This is a genomic window from Pseudomonas songnenensis (assembly GCF_003696315.1).
Classification (GTDB): Bacteria; Pseudomonadota; Gammaproteobacteria; order Pseudomonadales; family Pseudomonadaceae; genus Stutzerimonas; species Stutzerimonas songnenensis.
The window spans coordinates 574,182-599,045 of record NZ_RFFN01000003.1 but is presented as its reverse complement, the minus strand read 5'-3'; the positions used below and the strand labels follow the sequence as shown (position 1 = coordinate 599,045).

24 protein-coding genes are annotated in these 24,864 nt (G+C 64.3%); 15 read left to right on the top strand and 9 right to left on the bottom strand.

Features of this window, described 5'->3' with window-relative positions:
• Positions 1-10: 10 nt before the first annotated feature.
• The 4 genes from EA798_RS11465 to EA798_RS11450 are packed head-to-tail and all read left to right on the top strand — an operon-like array spanning position 11 to position 7,549.
• Complete coding sequence (locus EA798_RS11465; RefSeq protein WP_122099019.1) at positions 11-2,101, top strand: type VI secretion system Vgr family protein; 2,091 nt, start codon at positions 11-13, stop codon at positions 2,099-2,101.
• Complete coding sequence (locus tag EA798_RS11460; protein WP_122099018.1) at positions 2,098-5,307, top strand: toxin VasX; 3,210 nt, start codon at positions 2,098-2,100, stop codon at positions 5,305-5,307. The genes EA798_RS11465 and EA798_RS11460 overlap by 4 nt, the downstream gene beginning before the upstream one ends.
• Positions 5,304-6,554 carry a hypothetical protein gene (locus EA798_RS20755; RefSeq protein ID WP_242504661.1) on the top strand — a complete coding sequence of 417 codons (1,251 nt, stop codon included), beginning with the start codon at positions 5,304-5,306 and terminating at the stop codon, positions 6,552-6,554. Before EA798_RS11460 ends, EA798_RS20755 begins: the two co-directional genes overlap by 4 nt.
• Before the next feature lie 41 nt (positions 6,555-6,595).
• On the top strand, positions 6,596-7,549 hold the full coding sequence (locus EA798_RS11450) for a hypothetical protein (protein WP_122099017.1): 954 nt from the start codon (positions 6,596-6,598) through the stop codon (positions 7,547-7,549).
• A gap of 88 nt (positions 7,550-7,637) precedes the next feature.
• Here EA798_RS11450 and EA798_RS11445 read toward each other — a convergent pair whose 3' ends face one another.
• The 6 genes from EA798_RS11445 to EA798_RS11420 form a co-directional block, all read right to left on the bottom strand.
• The gene (locus tag EA798_RS11445; RefSeq protein WP_122099016.1) at positions 7,638-9,590 is read right to left on the bottom strand and encodes a DUF7844 domain-containing protein; all 1,953 of its coding nucleotides are present in this window, start codon (positions 9,588-9,590) and stop codon (positions 7,638-7,640) included.
• On the bottom strand, positions 9,587-9,907 hold the full coding sequence (locus EA798_RS11440) for a DUF2388 domain-containing protein (RefSeq protein WP_106156653.1): 321 nt from the start codon (positions 9,905-9,907) through the stop codon (positions 9,587-9,589). The genes EA798_RS11445 and EA798_RS11440 overlap by 4 nt, the downstream gene beginning before the upstream one ends.
• Before the next feature lie 42 nt (positions 9,908-9,949).
• Positions 9,950-10,246, bottom strand: a complete 297-nt coding sequence (locus EA798_RS11435; protein WP_122099015.1) for a DUF2388 domain-containing protein — start codon at positions 10,244-10,246, stop codon at positions 9,950-9,952.
• 108 nt (positions 10,247-10,354) lie between these two features.
• Positions 10,355-10,672 carry a DUF2388 domain-containing protein gene (locus tag EA798_RS11430; protein ID WP_122099014.1) on the bottom strand — a complete coding sequence of 106 codons (318 nt, stop codon included), beginning with the start codon at positions 10,670-10,672 and terminating at the stop codon, positions 10,355-10,357.
• Positions 10,673-10,786: 114 nt separating this feature from the next.
• Positions 10,787-10,987: a DUF1127 domain-containing protein gene (locus EA798_RS11425; RefSeq protein ID WP_106156647.1), complete on the bottom strand. Its 201-nt coding sequence runs from the start codon at positions 10,985-10,987 to the stop codon at positions 10,787-10,789.
• A gap of 154 nt (positions 10,988-11,141) precedes the next feature.
• Positions 11,142-11,942 (bottom strand): AraC family transcriptional regulator, encoded by an 801-nt coding sequence (locus tag EA798_RS11420; protein ID WP_167462940.1) that lies wholly within the window; start codon positions 11,940-11,942, stop codon positions 11,142-11,144.
• Between the two features lie 88 nt (positions 11,943-12,030).
• Here EA798_RS11420 and EA798_RS11415 point away from each other — a divergent pair, with 88 nt between their 5' ends.
• Positions 12,031-13,020: a bile acid:sodium symporter family protein gene (locus EA798_RS11415; RefSeq protein ID WP_122099012.1), complete on the top strand. Its 990-nt coding sequence runs from the start codon at positions 12,031-12,033 to the stop codon at positions 13,018-13,020.
• A gap of 119 nt (positions 13,021-13,139) precedes the next feature.
• Positions 13,140-13,730, top strand: coding sequence for an NADPH:quinone oxidoreductase MdaB (gene mdaB / locus EA798_RS11410; protein ID WP_122099011.1), 591 nt, complete (start codon positions 13,140-13,142; stop codon positions 13,728-13,730).
• Positions 13,731-13,799: 69 nt separating this feature from the next.
• Here the strand turns inward: mdaB and EA798_RS11405 are convergent, their stop codons facing one another.
• From EA798_RS11405 to EA798_RS11395, 3 genes are read right to left on the bottom strand one after another with little or no spacing between them, the layout of a single operon-like run.
• Positions 13,800-15,236, bottom strand: a complete 1,437-nt coding sequence (locus EA798_RS11405; protein ID WP_013981323.1) for an NAD(P)(+) transhydrogenase (Re/Si-specific) subunit beta — start codon at positions 15,234-15,236, stop codon at positions 13,800-13,802.
• Positions 15,237-15,239: 3 nt separating this feature from the next.
• On the bottom strand, positions 15,240-15,557 hold the full coding sequence (locus EA798_RS11400; protein WP_003284152.1) for an NAD(P) transhydrogenase subunit alpha part 2: 318 nt from the start codon (positions 15,555-15,557) through the stop codon (positions 15,240-15,242).
• A 13-nt stretch (positions 15,558-15,570) separates the two neighbouring features.
• Positions 15,571-16,692: a Re/Si-specific NAD(P)(+) transhydrogenase subunit alpha gene (locus EA798_RS11395; RefSeq protein WP_122099010.1), complete on the bottom strand. Its 1,122-nt coding sequence runs from the start codon at positions 16,690-16,692 to the stop codon at positions 15,571-15,573.
• Between the two features lie 521 nt (positions 16,693-17,213).
• Here EA798_RS11395 and gspE point away from each other — a divergent pair.
• The 9 genes from gspE (at position 17,214) to EA798_RS11350 (ending at position 24,846) form a co-directional block, all read left to right on the top strand.
• Positions 17,214-18,728, top strand: a complete 1,515-nt coding sequence (gene gspE / locus EA798_RS11390; RefSeq protein WP_122099009.1) for a type II secretion system ATPase GspE — start codon at positions 17,214-17,216, stop codon at positions 18,726-18,728.
• A gap of 126 nt (positions 18,729-18,854) precedes the next feature.
• The gene (gene xcpS, locus EA798_RS11385) at positions 18,855-20,069 is read left to right on the top strand and encodes a GspF family T2SS innner membrane protein variant XcpS (RefSeq protein ID WP_102839232.1); all 1,215 of its coding nucleotides are present in this window, start codon (positions 18,855-18,857) and stop codon (positions 20,067-20,069) included.
• A gap of 5 nt (positions 20,070-20,074) precedes the next feature.
• Positions 20,075-20,509: a type II secretion system major pseudopilin GspG gene (gene gspG, locus EA798_RS11380; protein WP_122099008.1), complete on the top strand. Its 435-nt coding sequence runs from the start codon at positions 20,075-20,077 to the stop codon at positions 20,507-20,509.
• A gap of 3 nt (positions 20,510-20,512) precedes the next feature.
• Positions 20,513-21,082 carry a type II secretion system minor pseudopilin GspH gene (gene gspH, locus EA798_RS11375; RefSeq protein WP_106156630.1) on the top strand — a complete coding sequence of 190 codons (570 nt, stop codon included), beginning with the start codon at positions 20,513-20,515 and terminating at the stop codon, positions 21,080-21,082.
• Complete coding sequence (gene gspI, locus EA798_RS11370; RefSeq protein WP_122099007.1) at positions 21,079-21,498, top strand: type II secretion system minor pseudopilin GspI; 420 nt, start codon at positions 21,079-21,081, stop codon at positions 21,496-21,498. Before gspH ends, gspI begins: the two co-directional genes overlap by 4 nt.
• Positions 21,495-22,208 carry a type II secretion system minor pseudopilin GspJ gene (gspJ, locus tag EA798_RS11365; RefSeq protein WP_106156624.1) on the top strand — a complete coding sequence of 238 codons (714 nt, stop codon included), beginning with the start codon at positions 21,495-21,497 and terminating at the stop codon, positions 22,206-22,208. The genes gspI and gspJ overlap by 4 nt, the downstream gene beginning before the upstream one ends.
• The gene (gspK, locus tag EA798_RS11360) at positions 22,205-23,194 is read left to right on the top strand and encodes a type II secretion system minor pseudopilin GspK (protein ID WP_122099006.1); all 990 of its coding nucleotides are present in this window, start codon (positions 22,205-22,207) and stop codon (positions 23,192-23,194) included. Before gspJ ends, gspK begins: the two co-directional genes overlap by 4 nt.
• Before the next feature lie 3 nt (positions 23,195-23,197).
• Complete coding sequence (gene gspL / locus EA798_RS11355; RefSeq protein ID WP_122099005.1) at positions 23,198-24,331, top strand: type II secretion system protein GspL; 1,134 nt, start codon at positions 23,198-23,200, stop codon at positions 24,329-24,331.
• Positions 24,331-24,846 (top strand): type II secretion system protein M, encoded by a 516-nt coding sequence (locus EA798_RS11350; RefSeq protein ID WP_122099004.1) that lies wholly within the window; start codon positions 24,331-24,333, stop codon positions 24,844-24,846. The genes gspL and EA798_RS11350 overlap by 1 nt, the downstream gene beginning before the upstream one ends.
• Positions 24,847-24,864 lie beyond the last annotated feature (18 nt).

The window sequence follows — 24,864 nt, the reverse complement described above, 5'->3', positions numbered from 1 at the left end:
AGGAACATGGATGTTCGCCCCAGCCAACCAGGCCCACTTCACGCTTTCCCTCGAAGGCGTCGAGCACGACTTCAAGGTGCTCGAATTCCGGGGCCGCGAGGCCATCAGTCAGCCCTATTGCTTCGACCTGGAACTGGTCAGCGAGCGCCCCGACCTGGATCTGGAAAGCCTGCTGCATCGCCCGGCCTTCCTCGCCTTCGCGCCGGATGGCAGTGGTGTTCATGGGCTGGTGCATCAGGCGGCCCAGGGTGAATCCGGCCAGCGCCTGACCCGCTATCGCCTCACGCTGGTGCCGCAGCTGGCCTACCTCGCCCATCGCACCAACCAGCGCATTTTCCAGCACCTCAGCGTGCCGCAGATCGTCGCCCAGGTGCTCGAGGAACATGGCATCCAGGCCGATGCCTACCGCTTCGGGCTCGGCCCGGTGGTCTACCCGCCGCGCGAGTATTGCGTGCAGTACGACGAGACCGACCTGCACTTCATCCAGCGTCTGTGCGAGGAAGAGGGCATTCACTATCACTTCCAGCACGGTGCGAGCGGCCATGTGCTGGTCTTTGGCGATGACCAGACGATCTTCCCCAGGCTCGCGGCCACCGCCTATCAGCAGGACAGCGGCCTGGTCGCCGACCAACCGGTGATCAAGCGCTTCGGCCTGCGCCTGGAAACCCGTACCAGCCGGGTCACGCGCCGCGATTACGATTTCGAGAAGCCACGCCTGACCATGGAGGCCGCGTTCCACAGCGATTTCCAGCCGGATCTCGAGGACTACGACTACCCTGGCCGCTTCACCGAGCGCACCCGCGGCAAGCACCTGTCGCAGCGCGCCCTGGAGCGCCACCGCCACGATTACGAACTGGCCGAAGGCGAAAGCGACCAGCCGCGGCTGGCAAGCGGGCATTTCCTCCCGCTCACCGAACACCTGCGCAGCGACTGGAACCAGCTCTGGCTGCTTACCGAAGTGCTGCATGAAGGTAAGCAGCCGCAGGTGTTGGAGGAGTCCGTCACCAGTCATGTCGATACCGGTGACGGCTTCGTCCAGGGCTACCGCAACCACTTCAACGCCACCCCCTGGGCCATCCCCTTCCGCCCGGCGCTTCGCCATCCGAAACCGAAGGTGCTGGGCAGCCAGACCGCCGTGGTCGGCCCCGCCGGCGAAGAAATCCACTGCGATGAATACGGACGAATACGCGTCCAGTTCCACTGGGACCGCGAAGGCCAGGCCGACGACAAGACCAGCTGCTGGCTGCGCGTCAGCTCAAGCTGGGCCGGCGACCGCTACGGCGGCATCGCGATCCCGCGCGTTGGCATGGAAGTGCTGGTGACCTTCCTCGAAGGCGACCCCGACCAACCGCTGGTGACCGGCTGCCTGTACCACAAGGAACACCAGGTCCCTTACGACCTGCCAGCGAACAAGACCCGCACGGTGTTCAAGACCCTGAGCTCCCCCGGTGGTGGCGGCTACAACGAGCTGCGCATCGAAGACCGCAAGGGCGCCGAACAGATCTACCTCCACGCCCAGCGCGATTGGGACGAGAACATCGAGCACGACCAAAAGATCCGCGTCGGCCACGAGCGCCACGACACCGTCGAGGCCAACAGCTATAGCGAGTTCAAGGGCGAAGAACACCGCACCACCCACGCCGACCGCAAGACCGAAATCCGCGCCAGCGACCACCTCACCGTGGGCAATACCCAGCACCTGAAGATCGGTGCCGGGCAGTTCATCGAAGCGGGCAACGAAATTCATCTGTCCAGCGGCTTGAAGGTAGTCCTCGAAGCCGGCAGCGAACTGACCTTCAAGGCTGGTGGCAGCTTTATCAAGCTCGACGGCGGTGGCGCCACCCTGGTCGGGCCGGTGATCAAGATCAACTCCGGCGGAGCGCCGGGCAGTGGATCGGGGGCGGCGCCCATAGCGCCGACATTGCCCAAACCCGCAGATACTGCGCCGGTAGGCGAGAAACCCGGCACTGCCAATCCGAACCCGTTAGCAGCCCCAACAGAAAAAGGGGTCAAGGGGCCGCAACAGTTGATCGTGGACGTCTGGGGCGACCCGGAGCAAGGCGGGCAAGTTGAACTGCTTAACCCGGACGGTGACGCATGAGCGAGCTAAAGGATCAGCCCATCAACCAAGGCACGCGCAAGCGCACGGATTATGACAACGCCCGCCGCGCGAGGCTTGGGCTGAATATCGAGCGTAGCGATGGCGGAATGCTGCAAATCGTTGTTGAAACAGATATGCGCAGCCACGAAGAAGAAGAGAACATCCAGCAAAATACCTTTCTTGCTGTGGTGCCCATGGCGCGTCTACCGGGTTATGAAAAATACGATGAGGCGCCTAAAGGTGGGGTACTTCGCCCCGGTCGTCTTTACGTTTTTCGCCAGGGTAAACTGTGGCGTGAGCTGGAAAGTGACGGCAAAGGTCAGCTTTTCGAGGTGGATGTCGCGCACTGGCGCAAAACTGCAAAAAGTGGCGGCAAGGCAGATGGGCGTAAGCCTGTTGGTGCCAAGCAGCATCTGATTCTTGTACCCATGTTGTTACAAGGCCGTTTTGTCGGTGACCAGCTAGCCATGGCCTACAGCGAACTGCCTTGGACCTGGGAGTACATCGAGTGGCTGGAAGCCAGCTCTGCGCGGGTCAAGCAACGCTGCCAGAACATTGCGCCGGCCTGGGCTGCCGCCGTGGTAGGCCCAGAGCAATGGAAAGCCACGCAAGCGATGCCAATTATTCAGATCACCCGCATTAGCAAAGGCATGTGCGCCCGTGAGCTGCACCTTGAAACCCTGCTGGAAGACCCTCTGCTATTCAATGCCGGCCTCACTGAATTACCCGCAACATCGTTGGTCAAGCAGCTTGAGCAACGCCAAAAGGAACTGGCCGGCTTTATCAACAGCACTCCACCCGAGCCACTGCCGGCACTCCCCGCCAATAAAGACTTGCTCTCCGAATACCAGTTGCGCGGCCATCCGCAATTGGTCGGGATAATGCTCGACGACCCCATTTTTGCCCTGCGCCATGCGGTCGCTCAGTCGAGATTGTGTGCTGAGCTGTTGCAAACCCTCAATGCATTGGTTGCGCACCAACCCTTTGGCCGTTATGCCGAGGTACTTTACCAAGAGGTCATGCCCGCAGATGGCCCGTTGCAGGAATTCAAAAGCCATATCGACATAGCGGCGCTGAAGAAAGCCACCCTGCACAGCGAGCGCGAGCAAGCCCGCGAACAGCTCTACCGCCAGCAGGAACGTATGCTCAGGCTGGTCGAACGGTTGCCGGCGGTATGGAACGACTTTCTCCACAGCCGTGATGAACGCCTGCTGGAGCCCTATGCCCAGCTAGCCGAACTGCTGGAAGTGCTCAACCGCTCACCCAAAGGCTGCGACCCGCGCTGCATCGAAGCGCAAGACCTGAAAGCCAGCGCTGCCGTTGACAAACTCAGCCGCCAACTGATCGAGGCTACCCATGCATTGACCAAAGGTTTGCTGGCCGATGCTCAGGGGGAATTACCAGAAGCCGCCAAGCGCCTGCAGGCACTGGCGGAAGGCGGCCTTGCCGTCAAGCCTGAGCGCTTGGGCCTAAGCGCACTGAGTTTTCTTAACACCGCCTATGCCGGGCAAAACCTGGCTGCAGCCCTGGACGAATTGCTCAACCATGTGGCCACCGCCAGCGTGCTCGCGGTCAAACGTATCAGCGAAAGCAATAGCGTTACTCAGGTGCAACTGCACCGCAGCTTCGCCCCCACCTTCGATGTGCTGAAAAAACTGCATAGCCAGGCCAAGGGGCTGAAACTCCTGCCCCAAGGCGAAGCCCTGGCCAAGAATATGGTGGTGCTGGGCGTGCATGGCGATGGTTTCAGCTTCGGCATCACCGCCGCCGAGCGTGCGTCCCTGACCCGTGACAACTACCTCTATGCCAGCCTGGAGAAGAAGAATGGTCAGGTACTCGCCACCAGCAGCGGCAAGCTGGCCGAGCGTCTGAACTTTGCCCGCAAAGACCTGGGCCAAGTGATGGTGGTGGCCGCCGAGGCCAACGACCCATTGGTGGCCGACTACAAACAATGGCGCACCAGCGCGGCTCACCTGAGCACTGCTAAAACCCTCGCCAATAGCAAGGCGCTGCCTGTGCTGGCGACTATTTGTGCAGGCTATAGCTTATTTTCGAATACGGTTGCGGCTCGGATTTTTTATCAAAACGGAGAACATTGGCGCTCTCTTGCAAATGTAGTTGGCGGTTTAGCTGATCTAGGGGTAGCTGCAAACAACGTCGCCCTTAAGTTGCTAACCGATACCAAGCGGACGGCCAATCCCTGGCACGTGTTCTGGGAACGGGGGCGTTTCCAGACATCCGGCTTCTGGGCAGACAACCTGATAAAACGTACCGGCAGCACTTGGCTAAATGCCTCGCGCGTCGGCTCGGCTGCGGCCATGGGCATAACCGCAGTGTTATTTGCCTGGGATGGTTACCGTGCGGTGCGCGACGGCGATGACGATGTCGCCATGGCCAATATGATCGCCGCCAGCGGCTCGGGTATCTGGGCGCTCTACACCATTGGCCTGCTGGCCAGTCCCTGGCTGCTCGGCCTGGGCGTCGGCTTGCTGGTGGCCGGGGTTATTGGGACCGTGCTACTGGCCGATGACGCGGTAGAACAGGCTATCAAGCATGGCCCCTTTGGCACCAAGCGGCGCCTGCCGCAGATGAACGACCCCTTGCAGGCTTACCAGCAACTGCTCGGCGCGCTGGGTGAGCCCTGCGTGCGGATCGAGCGCCTGCAGTTCTGGCAGAGCAAGGCCAGCGCGGCGGACAAGGCCCGCCTGCTAGCCGTACAAAAGGAAGCACGCGTTTACCTGGCCCCGCTGGACTGGGTGGTCGAGGTGAGTACCCCGCTGCTGGGCCAGTTCCGCAATGGCCTCGACTTTCGCCTGATAGCCAAGGAAGTGCTACGCACTCGCGGTCATACCTCAGGCTGGACCTACCGTTACAAGCCGATCCCCAAGGAAAAACTCGGCGCCCTGGTGCTCACTGGCAACCGCTTGCTCTTTGTCTTGCCCGCGCAGTTTGCCGTGCCCACGGCGGGTGACCCGCTGCGCTACCGGCAAGCCATCGAATACAGCCTCAAGGTCTACGCGCAGTTCCAGCTGGGTGAAACTGTTTGCCACGCAGGCGATCCCTTCCCAGGCTATAACCGCATCACGCTCCCCCAGCCGAAGCCGCGTAACTGGCAAGCGTTTGCAGCGCAGATGCCTACAGACGGCGACAATGCCGATGACGTGGCCTACTGGCTGATCACCCAGAGGGATTTTGCCAAAATATGAATGCCTCCGTTACACCGACAGCGCCTTATGCCGACTCGGCCTATCGCAGCAACGCTGTCCCCGCCCAGCCACCGCATAAATGGCCGCAGGATGCCAATCGTACCGGCCCGACCCGAACCCAATTGCACTGGGGACATTACGCCAATCTGGAGCCTTGGCAGGATGTGGATGCACAGCTACAGCCTACAGCGCGCAATAGCCTGGATGGTAAAAAAGAAGACGATTTATATATCAATCAAAAGCGCTGGAATTTTGACAGCAGCAGGTGGTTGATTTTAATTCCATACTTCAAATGGTGGTCAATTTTATTTATTCCATGGTTTTGTTGGATTCTTGTACTAGGATCAGCCGGAGACGTCGTTTTGGCTTGGGTTCTTAACGATCATGGATTCAATGAATTCTTAGCTCTTTCAATGGTCGTAATTTTGTTTGCTTTTGTCATGATCGGCTTCAGTATGCGATATATGTGGGCCGACAATCCGCGCTACAAGCAATATTTGATACAAACGGGATCGGGTTTTGCTGTTGCGCTAATTGCTTCTTTATTTACATTTCAAGACGACCTCCATGGCACCGACCTGTTCTGGATGTGCGGCGCCATGGCCTTTAGCGTCTTTATGGGCCTGATCGGCTGGGATTACTTGCAAGACCTCTACCTGCGCATATTCACCCACGATGGCAGCGGCTTTAACCGGCAGACTGGCATGCTGACCGTTGGCAGGCGGTTCCAAGAGCCGTTTAGCGCCCCCTTTTACGAGTTCGACGCCACCTTGGAATTCCGTCCCGGCGCCCATGGCAACAGTGGTTTCGCCATCTGGCTGCATCACCGCTACACGTCGGTCGAGGTGTTTCTTGGCGGCAAAATCCAATCCCTGGGTATGAGTCTGGAAGAAGCGCTGGCGTTCTGGGATACGTTGCAACGCTATATGGACGTGACCCAGCCCTTGCCCGAACTGCCGATCCTCGAACAGTTCCGCCACCTCGACCCCACCACTGCCGAGCACGATCGGCAGAGCAAACGCGACCGGCGCCGCTGGCGCGATATGCCTTATAGGGTCTGGGAGCGACGTGGCCGTGCGGAGATGATCAAGCGCAACCGTGAGTATAAGTGGCAAGAGCAACCTTGCATCCTGCAGGCCAAGATCGACCCCAACCTAAGCATCGAAACCTACTACCGCCAGCAGGAAGCCAAGGGCATCCAAGCCACGCCCAAGGGCAATGATTACGACAATATTCATCGGGGGTGAGGTTACCGGAAAAGCTCGGTGCTCTGGCTCAAGGAGCTTGCATGGCTGTAAGTGACCTAATCCAGCAAGCCCGTAACCGCTTCGGGCAGGCCCCGAATTTGCTGTTGCGCGCCAATGAACCCACTGGTGAAAAGCCTTGGGAGATGTTCGTTACCGATGAACATACCGAGCATTATCTGGCCATCAAGACCGGCGGGGATTCCGACAGGGGAATGCTGACTGGAGCACTGGGAGTTGGTGGGGTAACGGTGCTTCTCATGTGTTCCATCCTCATCCTGAGCGGAAATGCAGATGGCATTTTGACAGGGGTAATCTTAGCAGCCGCTCTGTTCGTTATTCCGTTCCTGTGGGAAACCCGCCGTCCACTCCCCTTACCGATACTCTTCAACCGCCGCACCCGAGAAGTCTATTTCGATCACAACGGCAAGCTGTACCACAGCCCCTGGGACGGTATACAGGCGCTGGCAGGCGAGTTCGTTATGGTTGGTCCACATACCGGGGGTATGCGAAATGCCTCACTGGAAATCCTCGTACGCCGCCTGGGCGAGCCCGACAATGCCTTGCTGGTAAGCCTCGGCTTACCAATGGGTAAAACTCTTCAAATGCAGAAGGGTTTTTGGGAATGGCTACGTGCCTATATGGACAATGGTCCCTGGTTCGATGAAAACGGCCAGCACAGCGCGTCCGACGCCTACGTCAAGAAAATGCTTTCTGCCCATACCAACCCCACCGGGTTTCTTGCCTACCGGCGGCAAAGGATTGCCGAGAAAAAAGAAGCCAACGAGGGCAAGAACTACTTGGAGTGGACTGATGCGGCTCTCTATCTGGGACACCTGTTTTTCTACCCGATGAACTGGCTGCAGGAGTTCACCTACAGCATTGCCAAGCGTCGCTCCCGCAATCGCTGGCCACAGATTGTCACCGAACGTCTGCAACCCAATGGCCCGACTACACGGCTGCTCGACTTGGAACGAGAGCGGGGATTGGACGTATGATCAGCTTGTATCCCGATGCAAGAGACAGTTTTCCGATTACCGCAATCAAATTGTTTGGGCTAAATTGATAACTGCTGTAAATAACTTCTCACGGCAACTCCAACCCACCCCCAGCCTTATGCAACCCGCGCAGTCGCTCGCCTATCTGCGCCAGGTTCACTTCGATCGCTTCGAGTTCCTCCCGCCGCTCATCGCCCAGCAGCACCCGGACTTCCTGGTCCAGCTCTTCGGTCAGCTGATTCAGGCGCAGTTGGCGTTGTTCGCTTTCGCGTTCCAGACGGGTCCATTCGCGGGTTTGGGGCAGGCCGTAGCCGTCACCGTCGAGCAGTTCGGCCGGGCGGCTGAGGTAGCCGCTGCTGGCGAGGATTTCCTGCAGCGCGCCGTCAGCCCTATTCAGGCTGGCGTCGCGGCCGCGGCCGCCGAGGTAGCGGTTCTTCAGCTCGTCCTGGGCCAGGAGCAGCTGGCGGCGCAGGGCGGCCTGTTCGACCAGCAGCAGGGCGGCGGCGGCACGCAGGTCGGCGCGGTCGATCCATGGCTGGCGTTCGGCAGCGTCGAGCTCGAGCCACTGCTCGACACTGTGCTGTGGTAGGCCCAGGCGTTCCTTGAGCACGGCGAACATGGCCTGGTAGCGGTCGCGGTAGGAGTCGAAGCGATAGCCCAGGCGCAGCGCCTCGCGGGCGTCGTCGAGCACGCTGGCGTCGGCCAGGCCGCGGTGGATCAGCACTTCCAGCAGTCCGTTGGGCATGATGCTGTCCAGTGCGACCAGATCGCTGCGCGCCGTGCCGCTGCGCAGCAGTTTCAGGGTTTCCACCGCGCAGTTGTTAGACAGGAAGTAGTAGTCGCCGTCGTAGCTCCAGTGCAGTTCGGCGCTGCGCTCGACTAGCTGGCGAATCTCTTCGGGGTGCAGTTTCAAGGGCACCGAGGCCAGCCCGCGCAGCTCCACCTTGGTGTATTCGTCGATCACCTGGCCGAGCGGCAGAATGAACAGCCGCGAGGGGTACACGCCGGTGAGGCCGTCCCAGCTGGAGAGCTGCACGTCATCGACGAAGGCGCGGAAGGACAACACTAGGTGGTGGTCCAGATCCAGCCGGCAATCGGGACCGGGTTCGCGACCGGGGGCGCAGATCACCAGGCGCAGCATGCTATGCCCCCAGCGGCTGACCCAGGCGTCATTGGCTTCGGCGAACAGGTAATCGACCTCGTAGACACGCGCAGGGTCAAGGCTGAGCAGGGGCGTGCGGCCGAACTCGCGGCCGGCGTTGAGGAAGGGATAGCCCGGCGTGCAGTCAGCAGACTCCGGTGTCCAGCCGAAGTGCTCGCTGAAGTAGCGGTGCAGGGATGGGCGGCGGCAGGCGTAGCTTGGGTCGAGCAGGAAGTACTCGAGGTTCACCGCGACGAATTCCAGCGGGCTGGTCAGCTCGTACGGATCGGGACTGCGCGCCAGCTGCGCGTTGTCCTGTTCGCGCAGGCCGCGCTTGCCAACCCGTTGCGGCCAGCCGGCCAGATCGAGCAGGCGCGGGTCATCGCTGAGGGTGAAGCGGCGTTCGGTCTGCCCGCGGCAGTCGTCCGGCAGCCCGACCTGCCCGAGATTGCTGGCGCGCTGACGGCAATGGCCCTGCAGCAGGTGTTGATCCGGCGACCACAGGCGCGCGCGATCGTACAGATGCGCCACTTCATGAATGACGGTGGCGAGCAGCTCACGGCGCACCGTGCCGTGGGGTCGATTGGTCTTTTCCTCGGCAGCGCTGCCGTCGGTAAGCGTCGGCAGCAGGCGGCGGTTGAGTTCCAGGCGCTTGCCGCCGGCGCGGCCATAGGCCTGTTCCGGCAGGTTGTCGCGCCATTGCACGCGCACCTCGCGATCGAGGCTCTGCACCAGGCGCGGGGGCAGTGCGGCCATGGCTTCGTCCAGCAGCGCCTGGCTGGCGGCGCGTTGCTCGGCGTCCAGCGTGCGTGAGTCGAGCACCAGACGCAGCTCGGCATGAGCCGCGATGCTGGCCAGGCTCAGGCCGCTCGCCAGCAGCCAGGCGCCGAGGCGGGTCACAGCGCGAGGATGGCTTCGGCCAGTTGCAGGTCGCTGGCGCTGCGCGCTGCGGGGAACTCGCTGCGCAGGGTGCCGATCGCCGCTTCCAGATGGGCACCGCGGATCTCGCCGGCGCTGGCGACGAAGCTGGCGGCGTCTTCGCGGGCCTCGACAACGACCTTCATGTCACTGATGCGGCTGGTCACGTCGGAGGTGAAGTTGATGCTGCGGTCCAGGGCACGCACGACGATGTTGCTGGTGGCGACGAGGGTCTGCGCCTGGGCTGTGCCCGCGGCGACGGCCAGCGCCAGCGGGGCGGCGAGCAATAGCTTGTTCATCGATGAATCTCTCACGGGTCGTGGCACCGGCAGGCGGTGCGGTTATTGGACGAGGATCGCTTCGGCCAGTTCCAGGTCGCTGGCGGCAAGCTCCGGATGTTCCTGGCGCAGACGCGACAGGGCGGCCTGCAGGCGTGCCGCAACGAGCTGCCCCTCGCTGGCCACGAAGCCCGCCGCATCTTCACGGGCCTCGGCGATCAGCTTGTTGTCGAAGGGAGCGCTGGTGAGCTGACTGCTGACGTAGCTGGTACGCACGATGGCAGCAGTGGTGACATCGAACGCCATGGCGGAGCCGGCGCTGCAGCCGAACAGCAGAAGGGCGATGGAAAACGAACGCATGGGCAACCTGTAGCCGGGAAAAACGGCGCCAAGGCTAGCGAAACGCCTGCCTCAGAGCCAGTGCCCGGTTGCATCCGCAGGTTTCGGCAGCGTCCGCTGCCGGGCTCGTCACAGGGCGAGTATCGCCTCGGCCAGCTGCAGATCGCTGGCCTGCAATTGCGGCTGCTGGCCGCGAATGTGCTGCAGCGCCGCTTCGAGGTGGGCACCGCGCAGATCGCCACGGCTGGCGACAAAGCGTGCGGCGTCGTCACGGGCGTCGAGCACCAGCTTGTCGTCACGCAGGGACGAGGTGAGGTCCGAGGTGGCATCGACAGTGTTGATCAGGCCGCCGACCACCATGTCGGTGGTGGCGGTGAAGCTGGCTGCCGAGGCAGCGCCGCTCAGCAGCAGGCCGGCAGCGAAGAAGGGGAGCAGGATTCGGGACATGGCAGATCTCCAGTAATGAGGCTCTAGACCGTGCCATGGGCGTTGCGTTCCCGCCGCCAGGGCCGTACCGACCAGCTTAGGCGGGGATCGGCAGACGTGATAGTGCGAGCCGCCTCAGCGCCAGAACGGCTTGTCCAGTTCAGTGGCACGCTCGCTATGGCTGATGCCGACATCGGCCAGCTGGCGGTCATCGAGCTGTGCCAGTTGCTGGCGGGTACGGTAGTTGCGTTGCCAGCGCTGCAGCAGCCGCAACAGCGGCTGCCAGCTGCGGCTACGGAGGCTGGCCTGGTATGGACGAGTCAGAGAGCGGTCCATGAGCGCGATCCTTCCCGGCAAGCCGGGTGCGGGTTATGGGCAGACAGGATCGCGCGCGGCCAGCGGCTGATACAGCCACAGGGGAAGTCAATTGTGCCGGTGCAGTTTGATGGCGAGCGTAACTGTACTGCTCGCGCGACGAGCAACTGTTCGCTTACGGGCGCGGCGACCTTGCCAGCGCACCCGGCGTAGTGCCGAACTGTTGACCGAATGCGGCGATGAACGCCGAGGTGGAGTCGTAGCCGCAGGCCAGGGCGACGTCGGTGACCGCTTGGCCCTGCTCCAGCAATGGCAGGGCGCTGAGCAGGCGCAAACGCTGGCGCCAGGCGCGAAAGCTGAGGCCGGTGTCGCGCTGGAACTGGCGGGTCAGGGTCTTCTCGGATATGTGCAGTTGCTCGCTCCACTGCGCCAGGCTGAGGGACAGGTCCGGCTGTTCATACAGGGCCTCGCAGATGCCGCGCAGGCGTACATCGTCGGGCCAGGGCAGCGAGTAGCCGAGCTCCGGGGCGGCGCGTAGCTGGTCGAGGATGACCGCGGCCAGACGGCCGTCGGCGCCCTGTTCGTCGTAGTCCACTGGCAACGTGCCGAATGCTCGGATCAGTTCGCGCAGCAACGGGCTCACGGCCAGCACCTGGCAATGCGCAGGCGCCCAGGGCACGGCGCGCTGGTCGATGTACAGGCTGCGCATCTCGGTCTGCGGCGAACTGATCACCTCGTGCAGCAAACCCGGGGGGATCAGGATGGCGCGCTGCGGCGGAGCGAGAAAGCGCCCGCGCTCGGTATGCACGCGCAGCACGCCGCTGATGGCGTAGGACAGCTGCGCCCAGGGGTGGCTGTGGCGTGGTGTAGTGGTCCGTTCGGCCAGGGATTCGCTGCGGGCGAACAGCGGTCGCGGCAGCGCATCCATGACCGGGATGCTGCGCTGGGCGAGGCTGGTTTGTCCTTTTCTCGACATTTGTCTGGCCAATGGCGTTAGTCGGATGTTCGAGCCGACAGTAGACTCCTGACCCATTCGCTGCAAGCCACACGCATCAGGAGCTCCCATGGCCAGACCCCGCCTGCTACCGGACAATTTCACCCTCGCGCTGCTCGGCGCAGTGGCCATCGCCACGCTGCTGCCGGCGCGCGGGCAGGGTGTGGTGGTGTTCGAGTGGATCACCAATCTGGCCATCGGCCTGCTGTTCTTCATGCACGGCGCCAAGCTGTCGGGCAGTGCGATCCTCGCCGGCATGGGCCATTGGCGCCTGCATCTTTTGGTGTTCAGCTGCACCTTCGTGCTGTTCCCGCTGCTCGGCCTGGCGCTGCGCCCGGTGCTGACGCCGATGATCGGTGCAGAGCTGTACCTGGGCATGCTCTACCTCTGCGCCCTGCCGGCTACGGTGCAGTCGGCCATCGCCTTCACGTCCCTGGCACGCGGCAATATCCCGGCGGCGGTATGCAGCGCGGCGGCTTCGAGCCTGATCGGCATCTTCCTCACGCCGCTGCTGGTGCTGCTGCTGATGGGCGCCCAGGGTGAAGGCGGCTCGACCCTGGATGCCATCGGCAAGATCGTCGTGCAGCTGCTGCTGCCGTTCATCGCCGGGCAAATCGCGCGACGCTGGATTGGCGACTGGGTGGCGCGCAACAAGGGCTGGCTGAAGAACGTCGACCAGAGCTCGATCCTGCTGGTGGTCTACACCGCGTTCAGCCATGCGGTGGTCGAGGGCATCTGGCAGCAGGTGCCGCTGCCGCAGCTGCTGGGTCTGGTGCTGGCCTGCTGTCTGCTACTCGCGTTGGCTCTGCTAATCACCTGGCTGGTCGCGCGCTGGCTGGGCTTCGACCTGGAAGACCGCATCACCATTCTCTTCGCCGGCTCGAAGAAGAGCCTGGCCACCGGCATTCCCATGGCGCAGGTGCTGTTCGCTGGCGGTGCGCTGGGCACGCTGATCCTGCCGTTGATGCTGTTCCACCAGATTCAGCTGATGGTCTGCGCGGTACTGGCGCAGCGCTATGCGTCGCGACCAGAAACAACAGCGGTCGCAAAAGCCGGTTGACCCGAAGCCAATCAGCGGTGGATTCGTGACTGCAGCGCAAAGATCATTTGCCCGCTACGGTCTGGGAGCGGTGCGCAGGGGTGGCTAAGCTGCGCGCCATTCTGTTGCTGAGGCATTCCATGAAGAAGATTCTGCTACTCAACGGCGGCAAGGCCTTCGCCCATTCCGCCGGCCAGTACAACGCAACGCTGCATCAGGCAGCCATCGCAACCCTCATGGCTGCTGGCTTCGAGGTGCGCACCACCGAGATCGATGCCGGCTACGACGTGCAGCAGGAGGTCGAGAAGATCCTCTGGGCCGATGCGCTGATCTATCAGATGCCCGGCTGGTGGATGGGCGCACCCTGGACGGTGAAGAAATACCTGGACGAGGTGTTCACCGCCGGCCACGGCAGTCTCTACGCCAACGATGGCCGCACCCGCTCCGATGCCTCGCAGAAGTACGGCAGCGGCGGTCTGCTGCAGGGCAAACGCTACATGATCTCCGCCACCTGGAATGCGCCGCAGCAGGCCTTCGACGACCCCAGCGATTTCTTCGCCGGCAAGGGCGTGGATGCGGTCTACCTGCCGTTTCACAAGGCCCATGAGTTCCTCGGCATGCAGGGTCTGCCGACCTTCCTCTGTGTCGACGTGATGAAGCGGCCGCAGATCGAGGCGGATGTCGAGCGCTATCGCCGGCACCTGGGTGAGGTGTTCGGCTTCAGCGTCTGACCTTCGACCGGCAAAGAAAAACCCCTCGCGGCATGGCCGGGAGGGGTTTTTCGTTTCAGCGCGAGGCGATCAGTCGACGGCCTTGACCATGTCCTCGACCACCTTCTTGGCGTCGCCGAAGACCATCATGGTCTTGTCCATGTAGAACAGCTCGTTGTCCAGGCCCGCATAGCCGCTGGCCATGGAGCGCTTGTTGACGATGACGGTCTTGGCCTTGTACGCCTCGAGGATCGGCATGCCGGCGATGGGCGACTTCGGATCGTTCTTCGCCGCCGGGTTGACCACGTCGTTGGCGCCGAGCACCAGCACCACGTCGGCCTGGCCGAACTCGGAGTTGATGTCCTCCATCTCGAAGACCTGCTCGTAGGGCACCTCGGCTTCGGCCAGCAGCACGTTCATGTGCCCCGGCATGCGGCCGGCGACCGGGTGGATCGCGTACTTCACGGTCACGCCCATGTGCGTCAGCTTCTCCGCCAGTTCCATCAGCGCGTGCTGCGCGCGGGCCACCGCCAGGCCGTAGCCCGGGACGATGATCACGGTGTCGGCGTTGGTCAGCAGGAAGGCGGCGTCGTCGGCCGAACCGGACTTCACGTTGCGCTCCAGCTGGGCGCCCGCCGGGCCGCCGGCATCGGCGTCGGCGCCAAAGCCGCCGAGGATCACGTTGAAGAACGAGCGGTTCATCGCCTTGCACATGATGTACGAGAGGATCGCGCCGCTCGAGCCTACCAGCGAGCCGGCGATGATCAGCATCGAGTTGTTCAGCGAGAAGCCGATACCGGCGGCCGCCCAGCCCGAGTAGCTGTTGAGCATCGACACCACCACCGGCATGTCCGCACCGCCGATGGGGATGATGATCAGCACGCCGATGACGAAGGCCAGCGCCACCAGAATGGCAAAGGCGCCGAGGTTGCCGGTGAAGGTGTAGACCAGGCCCAGACCGACGATCGCCAGGCCGACGGCCAGGTTGACCATGTGCTGGCCCTTGAACACCACCGGAGCGCCCTGGAACAGGCGGAACTTGTACTTGCCGGACAGCTTGCCGAAGGCGATCACCGAACCGGAGAAGGTGATGGCGCCGATGGCCGCGCCGAGGAACAGTTCCAGGCGGTTACCGACGGGAATGGCGTAGCCGATCTGCTCGACGATGCCCAGCGACTGCGGCTCGACCACCGCGGCAATCGCGATGAACACCGCGGCCAGGCCGATCATGCTGTGCATGAAGGCAACCAGCTCGGGCATCTTGGTCATCTCGACGCGCTTGGCCATGACGGTGCCGACGCTGCCGCCGATCAGCAGGCCGACGATCACGTAGCCGATGCCGGCGGTGGCCAGCTCGCTGCCGAGCTTGAAGATCAGGCCGACCGTGGTGAGCACGGCCAGCCCCATGCCGATCATGCCGAACAGGTTGCCGCGTCTTGAGGTGGTGGGGTGGGAAAGGCCCTTCAGTGCCTGGATGAAGCACACCGAGGCGACCAGATAGAGCAGGGTGATCAGGTTCATGCTCATGGCTTACTTGCCCTCCGCCTTGGCCGCGCTGCGGTCCTTCTTCTTGAACATTTCCAGCATGCGACGGGTGACCAGGAAGCCCCCGAACACGTTGACCGCGGCCAGCGCCACGGCGAGCGTGCCCATGGCCTTGCCCAGCGGGGTGACGGTGAGCGCGGCGGCCAGCATGGCGCCGACGATGACGATCGCCGAGATCGCGTTGGTGACCGCCATCAGCGGGGTGTGCAGGGCCGGGGTGACGTTCCAGACCACGTGGTAGCCGACGTAGATCGCCAGCACGAAGATGATCAGGTTGTAGATGCCGTCTGAAATCAGATCCATGTTCGCGTCTCCCTTAACCGTTGGTCCGCACGACCTGGCCGTCGCGGCACATCAGGCACGCGGCGACGATGTCGTCTTCGAGGTTGAGCTGGAACTGGCCGTCCTTGTCGATGGCCAGCTTGAGGAAATCCAGCAGGTTGCGGGCGTACAGCGCCGAGGCGTCGGCCGCGACCAGCGTCGCCAGGTTGGCGTGGCCGACGATGGTCACACCGTGGCGCACCACCACCTGGTCAATCTCGGTCAGCGGGCAGTTGCCGCCATGCCCGGCCGCCAGGTCGACGATCACCGAGCCGGGCTTCATCTGCTCGACGGTGGCTTCCTGCAGCAGTGTCGGCGCCTTGCGGCCCGGGATCAGCGCGGTGGTGATGACGATGTCCGACTGCAGCGCACGCTCGTGCACCGCCTGCGCCTGACGCGCCATCCACGAGGCCGGCATCGGCCGCGCATAGCCACCGACGCCTTCGGCGCATTCGCGCTCCTCGTCGGTCTCCAGCGGCACGTCGACGAACTTGGCGCCGAGCGATTCGATCTGCTCCTTCACCGCCGGGCGCACGTCCGAAGCCTCGACCACCGCACCCAGGCGCTTGGCCGTGGCGATGGCCTGCAGCCCGGCGACGCCGGCACCGAGGATCAGCACGCGCGCGGCCTTCACCGTACCGGCGGCGGTCATCAGCATTGGCATGAAGCGCGGGTAGTGATGGGCACCGACCAGCACCGCCTTGTAGCCGGCGATGTTGGCCTGCGAGGAGAGCACGTCCAGGCTCTGCGCACGGGAGGTACGCGGCGCGGCCTCCAGCGCGAAGGCGGTGATACCGCGGGCTGCCATGCGCGCGATGCAGTCATTGTCGAACGGGTTGAGCATGCCCAGCAGCACGCTGCCGGACTGCATCTGCGCCAGTTCGGCCTCGTCCGGCGCATTGACCTTCAGCACCAGCTCGGCGGCAAATGCCGCGGCCGCATCGCCGATGGTTGCGCCGACCGCTTCATAGGCGCTGTCCGGCACGCTGGAAAGCAACCCGGCGCCGCTTTGCAGCGTCACCCGGTGCCCTTGGCCGATCAGTTTCTTGACGGTTTCCGGGGTCGCGGCGACGCGCGTTTCCCCGGAGTGGGTTTCGAGAGGAACACCGATGTGCATTGTTGTTGTTCTCCTGCGTGATCATGACCGGTGCTGCGGCGGACCGCGCACCGACGTGCTTTTCACCCGCCCGCTGCTCTGGCGGGCGGGGTTTGGAACAGGTGAAGCCCGCTAAGCGATGCGCAAAAACCGATCGCCCGGCGCGGCATTCTGCAAGCCTTGAAAAAATCAAACAACTGTTTCAATCAAACGATTGTATTTGACGCGCCGGTCGCAGGATGACTGCCTGTTTTCCGTGCTTCGCTGCAGATTGCGTCCTGTTTGGCTCTGCGTACGAGCAATTCGTCCGCGCCAGGCACACGACACGGCCGCATCATGAATGACGCGCCATTGACGGGGTATTCGTCAGCGGTGCCAAGCGTCTCCGACCTTGGTGTCGGGTTAAGTCGATATGCAGGAAAAACGCGCGCACGTTGAAATGTCATCCAATCCTTGTAGTCCAACTAGGCTGGTTGGACCCGATTGGAGTGTTTCGAGCGCGGTGACGTCGGGTCGCTGCGTATCGCTGGTGGAGCTGGACGATGCCCGAACTCGATGTAAACGAAGTCACCTCGCTGCTCGAACAGCCGGCTCAGCGCCGCCTGCCGTTCGCCTTTGCCCGCCGCCACGGCGTGATCCTGCTCGAGCGCGGCGGCGAGCTGCGTCTGGGCCTGCGTGAAGGTGCCGCGCTGACCGCGGTACAGGAGGCGCAGCGGGTGGTCGGTATGCGCTTGCCGATGCAATGGCTGGCCCAGGCGGATTTCGATCAGGCGCTCGGCGCGGCCTACCAGCACGATTCATCGGCGGCGATGCTGATGGTCGAGGGGCTGGGCAACGACCTCGACCTGGCCAGCCTGGCCGATCAGATCCAGGAAACCGAGGACCTGCTGGAGCAGGAGGACGACGCGCCGATCATCCGCCTGATCAACGCCATTCTCGGCGAAGCGATTGCCGAGAACGCCTCGGATATCCATATCGAAACCTTCGAGAAGCGCCTGGTGATCCGCTTTCGCGTCGACGGCATCCTCCGCGAAGTGGTGCAGCCCAAGCGCGAGCTGGCGGCGCTGCTGGTGTCGCGGATCAAGGTCATGGCCAAGCTGGACATCGCCGAGAAGCGCATCCCGCAGGACGGGCGCATCTCGCTGCGGGTCGGCGGCCGCGAGGTCGACATCCGCGTCTCCACGCTGCCCTCGGCCAATGGCGAGCGGGTGGTGTTGCGTCTGCTCGACAAGCAGGCCGGGCGCCTGACCCTGCGTCATCTGGGCATGAACGAGCAGGACCGCGACCACCTGGAGCAGGCGGTGAAGAAGCCCCACGGGATCATTCTGGTCACCGGCCCCACCGGCTCCGGCAAGACCACCACGCTCTACGCCGCGCTGACCACGCTCAATGACCGCACCCGCAACATCCTCACCGTCGAAGACCCCATCGAGTACCACCTCGAGGGCATCGGCCAGACCCAGGTCAACACCAAGGTCGACATGACCTTCGCCCGCGGCCTGCGCGCCATCCTGCGTCAGGACCCGGACGTGGTGATGGTCGGCGAGATCCGCGATCAGGAGACCGCCGACATGGCGGTGCAGGCCTCGCTGACCGGCCACCTGGTGCTCTCCACGCTGCACACCAACAGTGCCATCGGCGCGGTCACGCGCCTGGTGGACATGGGCGTCGAGCCATTTCTGATTTCCTCGTCGCTGCTTGGCGTGCTGGCCCAGCGCCTCGTGCGGGTGTTGTGCAATGACTGCAAGCGCGCCTACGTCGCTGATGCCGCCGAATGTGCGCTGCTCGGCGTCAGCCCGGCCGAGGCGCCGACGCTGTATCACGCCGAAGGCTGTGAGCAGTGCCGCGGGCTCGGTTACCGCGGGCGTACCGGCATCTACGAGCTGGTGCTGTTCGACGACGCCTTGCGCACGATGGTGCACACCCGCGCCAGTGAGCAGGACATGCTACGTCACGCCCGGGTGCTGGGCCCGAGCATCCGCGACGACGGCCTGCGCAAGGTGCGCGAAGGCGTGACTACCATCGAGGAAGTGCTGCGGGTGACGCGTGAGGAATGAGGGCATGAGGTTGTTTCCGATTCGTCTGGACAGGCATCTGCAGCCCGGCGGCTGGGGCCTCATGGCTGTGCGGTGTCCGTGCGGAAACGGTCGTGACCGTGAGTCGCCAGCGTTGGGGCAGGTCTGATGGCTGCCTTCGAATACCTGGCCCTCGACCCGCGTGGTCGCGAGCAGAAGGGGCTGATCGAAGCCGACAGCCCGCGTCAGGCGCGGCAGTTGCTGCGCGAGAAACAGTGGGCGCCGCTGGAGGTGAAGCAGGCCAAGTCCAAGGAAGACGTCAGCCGCGGCGGCCTTAGTTTCGGTCGTGGCTTGTCGGCGCGCGATCTGGCGTTGGTGACCCGGCAGCTGGCGACACTGGTGCAGGCCGCGCTGCCGATCGAGGAGGCCCTGCGCGCAGCAGCGGCGCAGTCCACCTCGGCAAAGATCAAGTCGATGCTGCTGGCCGTGCGTGCGCGCGTGATGGAAGGCCACAGCCTGGCCGCGGCGCTGCGCGAATATCCGTCGGCCTTTCCCGAACTCTACCGCGCCACCGTGGCGGCGGGGGAGCATGCCGGCCATCTCGGGCTGGTGCTCGACCAGCTGGCCGACTACACCGACCAGCGTCAGCAATCGCGGCAGAAGATCCAGCTGGCGCTGCTCTATCCGGTGATCCTGATGGTCGCCTCGCTGGCCATCGTCGTGCTGCTGCTCGGCTACGTGGTGCCGGACGTGGTCAAGGTATTCGTCAACACCGGTCAGGAACTGCCGGCGCTGACCCGCGGGCTGATCGCCACCAGCGACGTGGTGAAGAACTGGGGTTGGCTGATCGTGCTCGGCATCGTCGCCGCCTTGATGGCCATGCGTGCGGCATTGCGCGACCCGGCGCTGCGCCTGCGCTGGCATGCGTTCATCTTGCGGATACCGCTGATCGGTCGGCTGAGCCGGGCGACCAATACGGCGCGCTTCGCCTCGACCCTGGCGATCCTCACCAAGAGCGGCGTGCCGCTGGTGGAGGCGCTGTCCATCGCTGCCGCGGTGATCGCCAACCTGCGCATCCGTGAGCGGGTGGTGGAGGCGGCGCAGAAGGTGCGCGAGGGCAGCAGCCTGACCCGCGCGCTGGATGCCACCGGCGAATTCCCGCCGATGATGCTGCACATGATCGCCAGCGGCGAGAAATCCGGTGAACTGGATCAGATGCTGGCGCGAACCGCGCGCAATCAGGAGAACGACCTGGCCGCCCAGGTGTCTCTGCTGGTCGGCCTGTTCGAACCGTTCATGCTGGTGTTCATGGGGGCTGTGGTGCTGGTCATCGTGCTGGCGATCCTGATGCCGATCCTCTCTCTCAACCAACTGGTGGGGTAACGACAATGAAGTTGCAACGACGCACGCAAGGGGGCTTCACCCTCATCGAAATCATGGTGGTGGTGGTCATCCTCGGCATCCTTGCCGCGCTGGTGGTGCCGCAGGTGATGAGCCGGCCGGATCAGGCCAAGGTCACCGTGGCCAAGGGCGACATCAAGGCGATCGCCGCCGCGCTGGACATGTACAAGCTGGATAATTTCGCCTACCCGAGCACCCAGCAGGGGCTCGATGCACTGGTGAAGAAGCCTTCCGGCACCCCGCAGCCGAAGAACTGGAACCGCGACGGTTACCTCAAACGCCTGCCGAAGGACCCATGGGGCAACGACTACCAGTACCTCTCGCCGGGCACCCAGGGCCAGTTCGACCTCTACTCCTTCGGCGCCGACGGCAAGCCCGGCGGTAGCGAGCTCAACGCCGACATCGGTAACTGGGACCTCTAATCGATGCGGCAGCGCGCCCGCGCCTTTACGCTGATCGAACTGCTGGTGGTGATCGTCCTGCTGGGCATTCTGGTCAGCGTGGCGGTGCTCAGCGTCGGCGGCTCGAGCACCTCGCGCGAGCTGCGTGACGAGGCGCGCCGCCTGGCCGCGCTGATCGGCGTGCTCAGCGACGAGGCGGTGCTCGACAGCCGGGAGTATGGCCTGCTGGTCAACAGCGAGGGCTATCGCGTACTGCGCTACGACGAGGCAGCGACGCGCTGGCTGGAAGTCGAGCGGCGCAAGGTGCACAAGGTGCCGGAGTGGATGCGCCTGGATCTGGAACTGGACGGCACGCCGCTGGAACTGGTGGCGCCGACCCAGCGCGAGGACGACCGCGCCGGGCTGTCCGGAGACGGCGAGCGAACCGCACGCCGCGCGCCGCGGCTGGAGCCGCAGTTGCTGATCCTTTCCAGCGGCGAGCTTTCGCCGTTCAGCCTGCGCCTGTCCGAACGCAAGCCGCGCGGTGGTGGCTGGCTGGTCACCAGTGACGGCTTCCGTCTGCCTGAGGCGAAAGTCATCGAGGACAGGCGATGAGCAGACGCTCGGCCAGGGCCGGCCGCGGTTTCACTCTGCTGGAAGTGCTGGTGGCACTGGCGATCTTCGCCAGCGTGTCGGCGGTGGTGCTCACGACGGCCGGGCGCAGCCTGACCAACGCCGGACGGCTGGAGGAACTGACCCTGGCCGGCTGGATCGCCGACAACCGCATCAGCGAACTGCAGTTGCAGCAGACCCCGCCTGCCATCGGCCGCGAAACCCAGGAGCTGGATTACGGCAGCCGCAAGTGGCAAACGCTCAGTGAAATCGAGGCCAGCGCCGACCCTGGCCTGCTGCGCGTCACCGTCTGGGTCGCGCTGCAGACGCCGCGCGGGCGCAGCGGTTCGGTGTCTGAGCGAGCGGTGACCAGCCTCACCGGCTTCATTGCGGTCGGCCCGGGAGTGGCGCGCCAATGAACGCTCGCCCGCGCGACTGCGCCGGTTTCACCCTGCTCGAACTGCTGATTGCCATCGCCCTGTTCGCGCTGCTTGGCCTCGGCACCTACCGCATGCTCGAAGCGGTGCTGCAGAGCGATGAGGCCGTGCGCGCCCAGGAGCTGCAGTTGCGCGAGCTGAGCCGTGCGGTGTGGGCCTTCGAACGCGACCTGCAACAGGTGATCGGGCGGCCGATTCGCGACGGCTTCGGTGACGAGCGCAACGCCTTTATCGGCCAGCTGGGTGGTGAGGATGGCGCGCCCGTGCTGGAGCTGACCCGCGCCGGCTGGCGCAATCCCACCGGCCTGCGGCGTGCCAATCTGCAGCGGGTACGCTGGCGCCTGGCGGGTGACAACCTCGAGCGCGTCTACTGGGTGGTGCTCGACCGCGACCTCGACAGTGAGCCACGCGTGCAGCGGGTGCTGGACAACGTCCAGGGCCTGCAGTTGCGTTACCTGGACGAGGAAGCCGTGTGGCACGAGGAGTGGCCGCCATTCGATTTCGGCCGCGGCAGTCCGCAAGACGCTGCCGAGCGCTTGCCGGTCGGGCTGGAACTGAACATCGAACATGCCCGCTACGGTCGGATCACGCGTGTGCTGCGCCTGCCCGATGCTGCCGAGCAGGCGACGCAGCAGGCATTGCCCGGCGCCGAGGGCGTGCCCGAGCCGTTCGAAGGGGAGCTGCCGCAATGAGGCGCCAGCGCGGCGTGGCGCTGATCACCGTGCTGCTGGTGGTGGCCATCGTCACCGTGGTCAGCGCGGCGATGGTGGCGCGCCAGCAGCTCAGCATCCGTGCCAGCAGCAACCAGCTGCAGGCGCGCCAGGCCTGGCATTACGCGCTGGGCGGCGAGGCGCTGGCGCAGGCCATCCTCGCTCGCGATCTGCGGGCTGGCGCGACGGGCGAGCCGGGCGCCAGTGGTGAGGCCGCGGCGGTCGATCATCTGCTCGAACCCTGGGCGCAGCCGCTGCCGGCGTTCGAGATCGATCAGGGCGAAATCCTGGTGCGTATCGAGGATCTGGCCGGGCGCTTCAACCTCAATGACCTGCTGCGTGATCAACAGCCTAACCCCGCAGCGGTCGAGCAGTTCCGCCGGCTGCTGCTGCGCCTGCAGATCAGCGCGCCGTATGCCGAGCGCCTGCTGGACTGGCTCGATCCTGACCAGCAGGCGAGCGGCGAATTCGGTGCCGAAGACAACGCCTATCTCGCGCTCGACCCGCCGTACCGCAATGCCGGGCGCCGGTTGCATGACCTGTCCGAGCTGCGCCTGCTGCTGGATATGCGCGAGGAGGATTTCCAGCGTCTGGCGCCCCATGTCGCCGCGTTGCCGCCCAACGTGCCGCTGAACGTGAACACGGCGAGCGCGATGGTGCTTTCCAGCCTGAGCGACAACCTCAGCCTCGCTGCGGCCGAGTCGCTGGTGGAGCTGCGTCGTGTCGCACCGTTTCGCAACAGCGCGGCGTTCCTCGCGCAGCCGGCCATGGCCGGCACTACGCTACAGGGCACTGCGCTGGCAGTTGGCAGTCAATTCTTCCAGGCCACCAGCGAAGTGCGCCTGGGCGATCGCCGGCTGGCGCTGGTCAGCCTGTTGCAACGCGAGCAGGACGGCAGCGTGCGCGTGCTCGCGCGAAATCTTGGCCAGCCTGCCCGGTTGGCCCGCTCATCCGATGGAGAACGCTAGATCATGGATTGCCTGTTTCTGCCTGCCGACAGCCCTGCCAGGCTCGATGGCGATACGCGTGTCTATTGGCTGCCCAAGGACGGCCCAGGCCGCTGGCAGCCCCTGGCCGACTGCAGCGGTGGCAGTGGCGCGATCAGCCTGATCCTGCCGGCCGAAGTCTGCAGCTTCTTCGCGATCAGCCTGCCGACCCGCAAGGCGCGCTGGATGCAGCAGGCGCTGGCCTACGCCGCCGAGGAGCTGCTTGCCGAAAACGTCGATGATCTGCACCTGGCCCTGGGCGAAACGCTGCCGGATGGCCGCCAGCGCGTCGTGGCGATCCGTCGCCAGCTGCTGGCCGATTGGTTGGAGCAGCTGCGCGAGCTGGGTCTGTTGATCGTGGCGATCCATGTCGATGCCGACCTGCTCCCGCGGGAGGACACGCAGCTATTGTTCGTCGGCGCGCGTGGTCTGCTTGGCGGCATCGGTGAGACACGACTCGCTTTCGCCAGCGAAGACTGGCCACAGCTTTCCGCCTTCTGCCCGGCGCCCTGGCACGCCCAGGGCAGCGAAAGCGAGCCGCCGCTGGCGCTCGACGGCTATCGGCAAGTGGATGATCCGTATGCCTTTCTCGTCGCCCAGCGCGCGGCGGCAGTCAATCTGGCTCAGGGCGACTTCGCCGTAGAGGTCGGCAACACCGGCCTCGGCTACTGGAAGCCGCTGTTTGCCGTCGCCGGGCTGATTCTGCTGGTGCAGCTGGGTTTCAATCTGAGTCAGGCCTGGTATTTCCAGCGCCAGGGTGATGCCTATGCCGAGGCCAGTCTGGCGCTGTATCGCGAGCTGTTCCCGGAGGACATCCGCATCGTCAACATGCGCGCGCAGTTCGATGATCACCTGGCCCGCGGCAGCGGCGGGCAGGCGGGCTTTCTGCGCCTGCTCGACCACGCCGCCGCGGCGCTGGAGGACGGCATTCCGGTGACCATCGGCCAGCTCGACTACAACCAGGATCGTGGTGATCTGGCCCTGCAGGTGCAGGCGATGGACTTCGCCACGCTGGAAACCCTGCGTCGCCGTCTGGGTGAAGCGGGGCAGAGCGTGCAGCTGGGCTCGGCCAGTCGCGAAGGTGACGGCGTCAGTGCGCGCGTGGTGATCGGAGGCTGATGATGAATCTCAAGCAACAACTGGCTGTGCGCCTCGCCGATTCACCGCTGTGGCAGCGCTGGCAACGGCTGGCGCCCCGCGAGCGCACCTCGTTGAGCCTGCTCGGCGCTTTCCTGCTCGCGGTGCTGTTCTACCTCTGGCTGTGGCTGCCGGCGCAGCGCCAGGCCGCCGAGGCGCGCGAGTATTACCAGGCGCAGCGCGAGCTGCACGCCTACATGGAGCAGAACACCGAACTGGCGCGGCAGATGGAGCGCAGCAATCAGGTCGACCTGGCGCCGGAGCAGCTGCAGGGGGTGATCACCGAAAGCGCGCAGCAGGGCAATCTGTCGATCGAGAGCTTCGACAACGGCAGCGACGGCAGCCTGCAGGTGAGCCTTCCCGGGGCCTCCTACGCGCTGCTGCTGCGCTGGTTCGACGCGCTGCAGGGCCAGGGCGTGAGCGTTACGGAAGTCAGCCTGGAACGCGCCGGAGAAGGGTTGGTGAATGCGCGGGTGAGCTTTCGTGCCAGCACTTGAGGGTGCCTGATCCGGAGC

What these genes read in the sequence shown, in the direction of transcription:
- EA798_RS11465 (WP_122099019.1), top strand. Translation starts at nt 11, where the DNA reads ATGTTCGCCCCAGCCAACCAGGCCCACTTCACGCTTTCCCTCGAAGGC.
- EA798_RS11460 (WP_122099018.1), top strand. Translation starts at nt 2,098, where the DNA reads ATGAGCGAGCTAAAGGATCAGCCCATCAACCAAGGCACGCGCAAGCGC.
- EA798_RS20755 (WP_242504661.1), top strand. Translation starts at nt 5,304, where the DNA reads ATGAATGCCTCCGTTACACCGACAGCGCCTTATGCCGACTCGGCCTAT.
- EA798_RS11450 (WP_122099017.1), top strand. Translation starts at nt 6,596, where the DNA reads ATGGCTGTAAGTGACCTAATCCAGCAAGCCCGTAACCGCTTCGGGCAG.
- EA798_RS11440 (WP_106156653.1), bottom strand. Translation starts at nt 9,907, where the DNA reads ATGAACAAGCTATTGCTCGCCGCCCCGCTGGCGCTGGCCGTCGCCGCG.
- EA798_RS11435 (WP_122099015.1), bottom strand. Translation starts at nt 10,246, where the DNA reads ATGCGTTCGTTTTCCATCGCCCTTCTGCTGTTCGGCTGCAGCGCCGGC.
- EA798_RS11430 (WP_122099014.1), bottom strand. Translation starts at nt 10,672, where the DNA reads ATGTCCCGAATCCTGCTCCCCTTCTTCGCTGCCGGCCTGCTGCTGAGC.
- EA798_RS11425 (WP_106156647.1), bottom strand. Translation starts at nt 10,987, where the DNA reads ATGGACCGCTCTCTGACTCGTCCATACCAGGCCAGCCTCCGTAGCCGC.
- EA798_RS11420 (WP_167462940.1), bottom strand. Translation starts at nt 11,942, where the DNA reads ATGTCGAGAAAAGGACAAACCAGCCTCGCCCAGCGCAGCATCCCGGTC.
- EA798_RS11415 (WP_122099012.1), top strand. Translation starts at nt 12,031, where the DNA reads ATGGCCAGACCCCGCCTGCTACCGGACAATTTCACCCTCGCGCTGCTC.
- mdaB (WP_122099011.1), top strand. Translation starts at nt 13,140, where the DNA reads ATGAAGAAGATTCTGCTACTCAACGGCGGCAAGGCCTTCGCCCATTCC.
- EA798_RS11405 (WP_013981323.1), bottom strand. Translation starts at nt 15,236, where the DNA reads ATGAGCATGAACCTGATCACCCTGCTCTATCTGGTCGCCTCGGTGTGC.
- EA798_RS11400 (WP_003284152.1), bottom strand. Translation starts at nt 15,557, where the DNA reads ATGGATCTGATTTCAGACGGCATCTACAACCTGATCATCTTCGTGCTG.
- EA798_RS11395 (WP_122099010.1), bottom strand. Translation starts at nt 16,692, where the DNA reads ATGCACATCGGTGTTCCTCTCGAAACCCACTCCGGGGAAACGCGCGTC.
- gspE (WP_122099009.1), top strand. Translation starts at nt 17,214, where the DNA reads ATGCCCGAACTCGATGTAAACGAAGTCACCTCGCTGCTCGAACAGCCG.
- xcpS (WP_102839232.1), top strand. Translation starts at nt 18,855, where the DNA reads ATGGCTGCCTTCGAATACCTGGCCCTCGACCCGCGTGGTCGCGAGCAG.
- gspG (WP_122099008.1), top strand. Translation starts at nt 20,075, where the DNA reads ATGAAGTTGCAACGACGCACGCAAGGGGGCTTCACCCTCATCGAAATC.
- gspH (WP_106156630.1), top strand. Translation starts at nt 20,513, where the DNA reads ATGCGGCAGCGCGCCCGCGCCTTTACGCTGATCGAACTGCTGGTGGTG.
- gspI (WP_122099007.1), top strand. Translation starts at nt 21,079, where the DNA reads ATGAGCAGACGCTCGGCCAGGGCCGGCCGCGGTTTCACTCTGCTGGAA.
- gspJ (WP_106156624.1), top strand. Translation starts at nt 21,495, where the DNA reads ATGAACGCTCGCCCGCGCGACTGCGCCGGTTTCACCCTGCTCGAACTG.
- gspK (WP_122099006.1), top strand. Translation starts at nt 22,205, where the DNA reads ATGAGGCGCCAGCGCGGCGTGGCGCTGATCACCGTGCTGCTGGTGGTG.
- gspL (WP_122099005.1), top strand. Translation starts at nt 23,198, where the DNA reads ATGGATTGCCTGTTTCTGCCTGCCGACAGCCCTGCCAGGCTCGATGGC.
- EA798_RS11350 (WP_122099004.1), top strand. Translation starts at nt 24,331, where the DNA reads ATGATGAATCTCAAGCAACAACTGGCTGTGCGCCTCGCCGATTCACCG.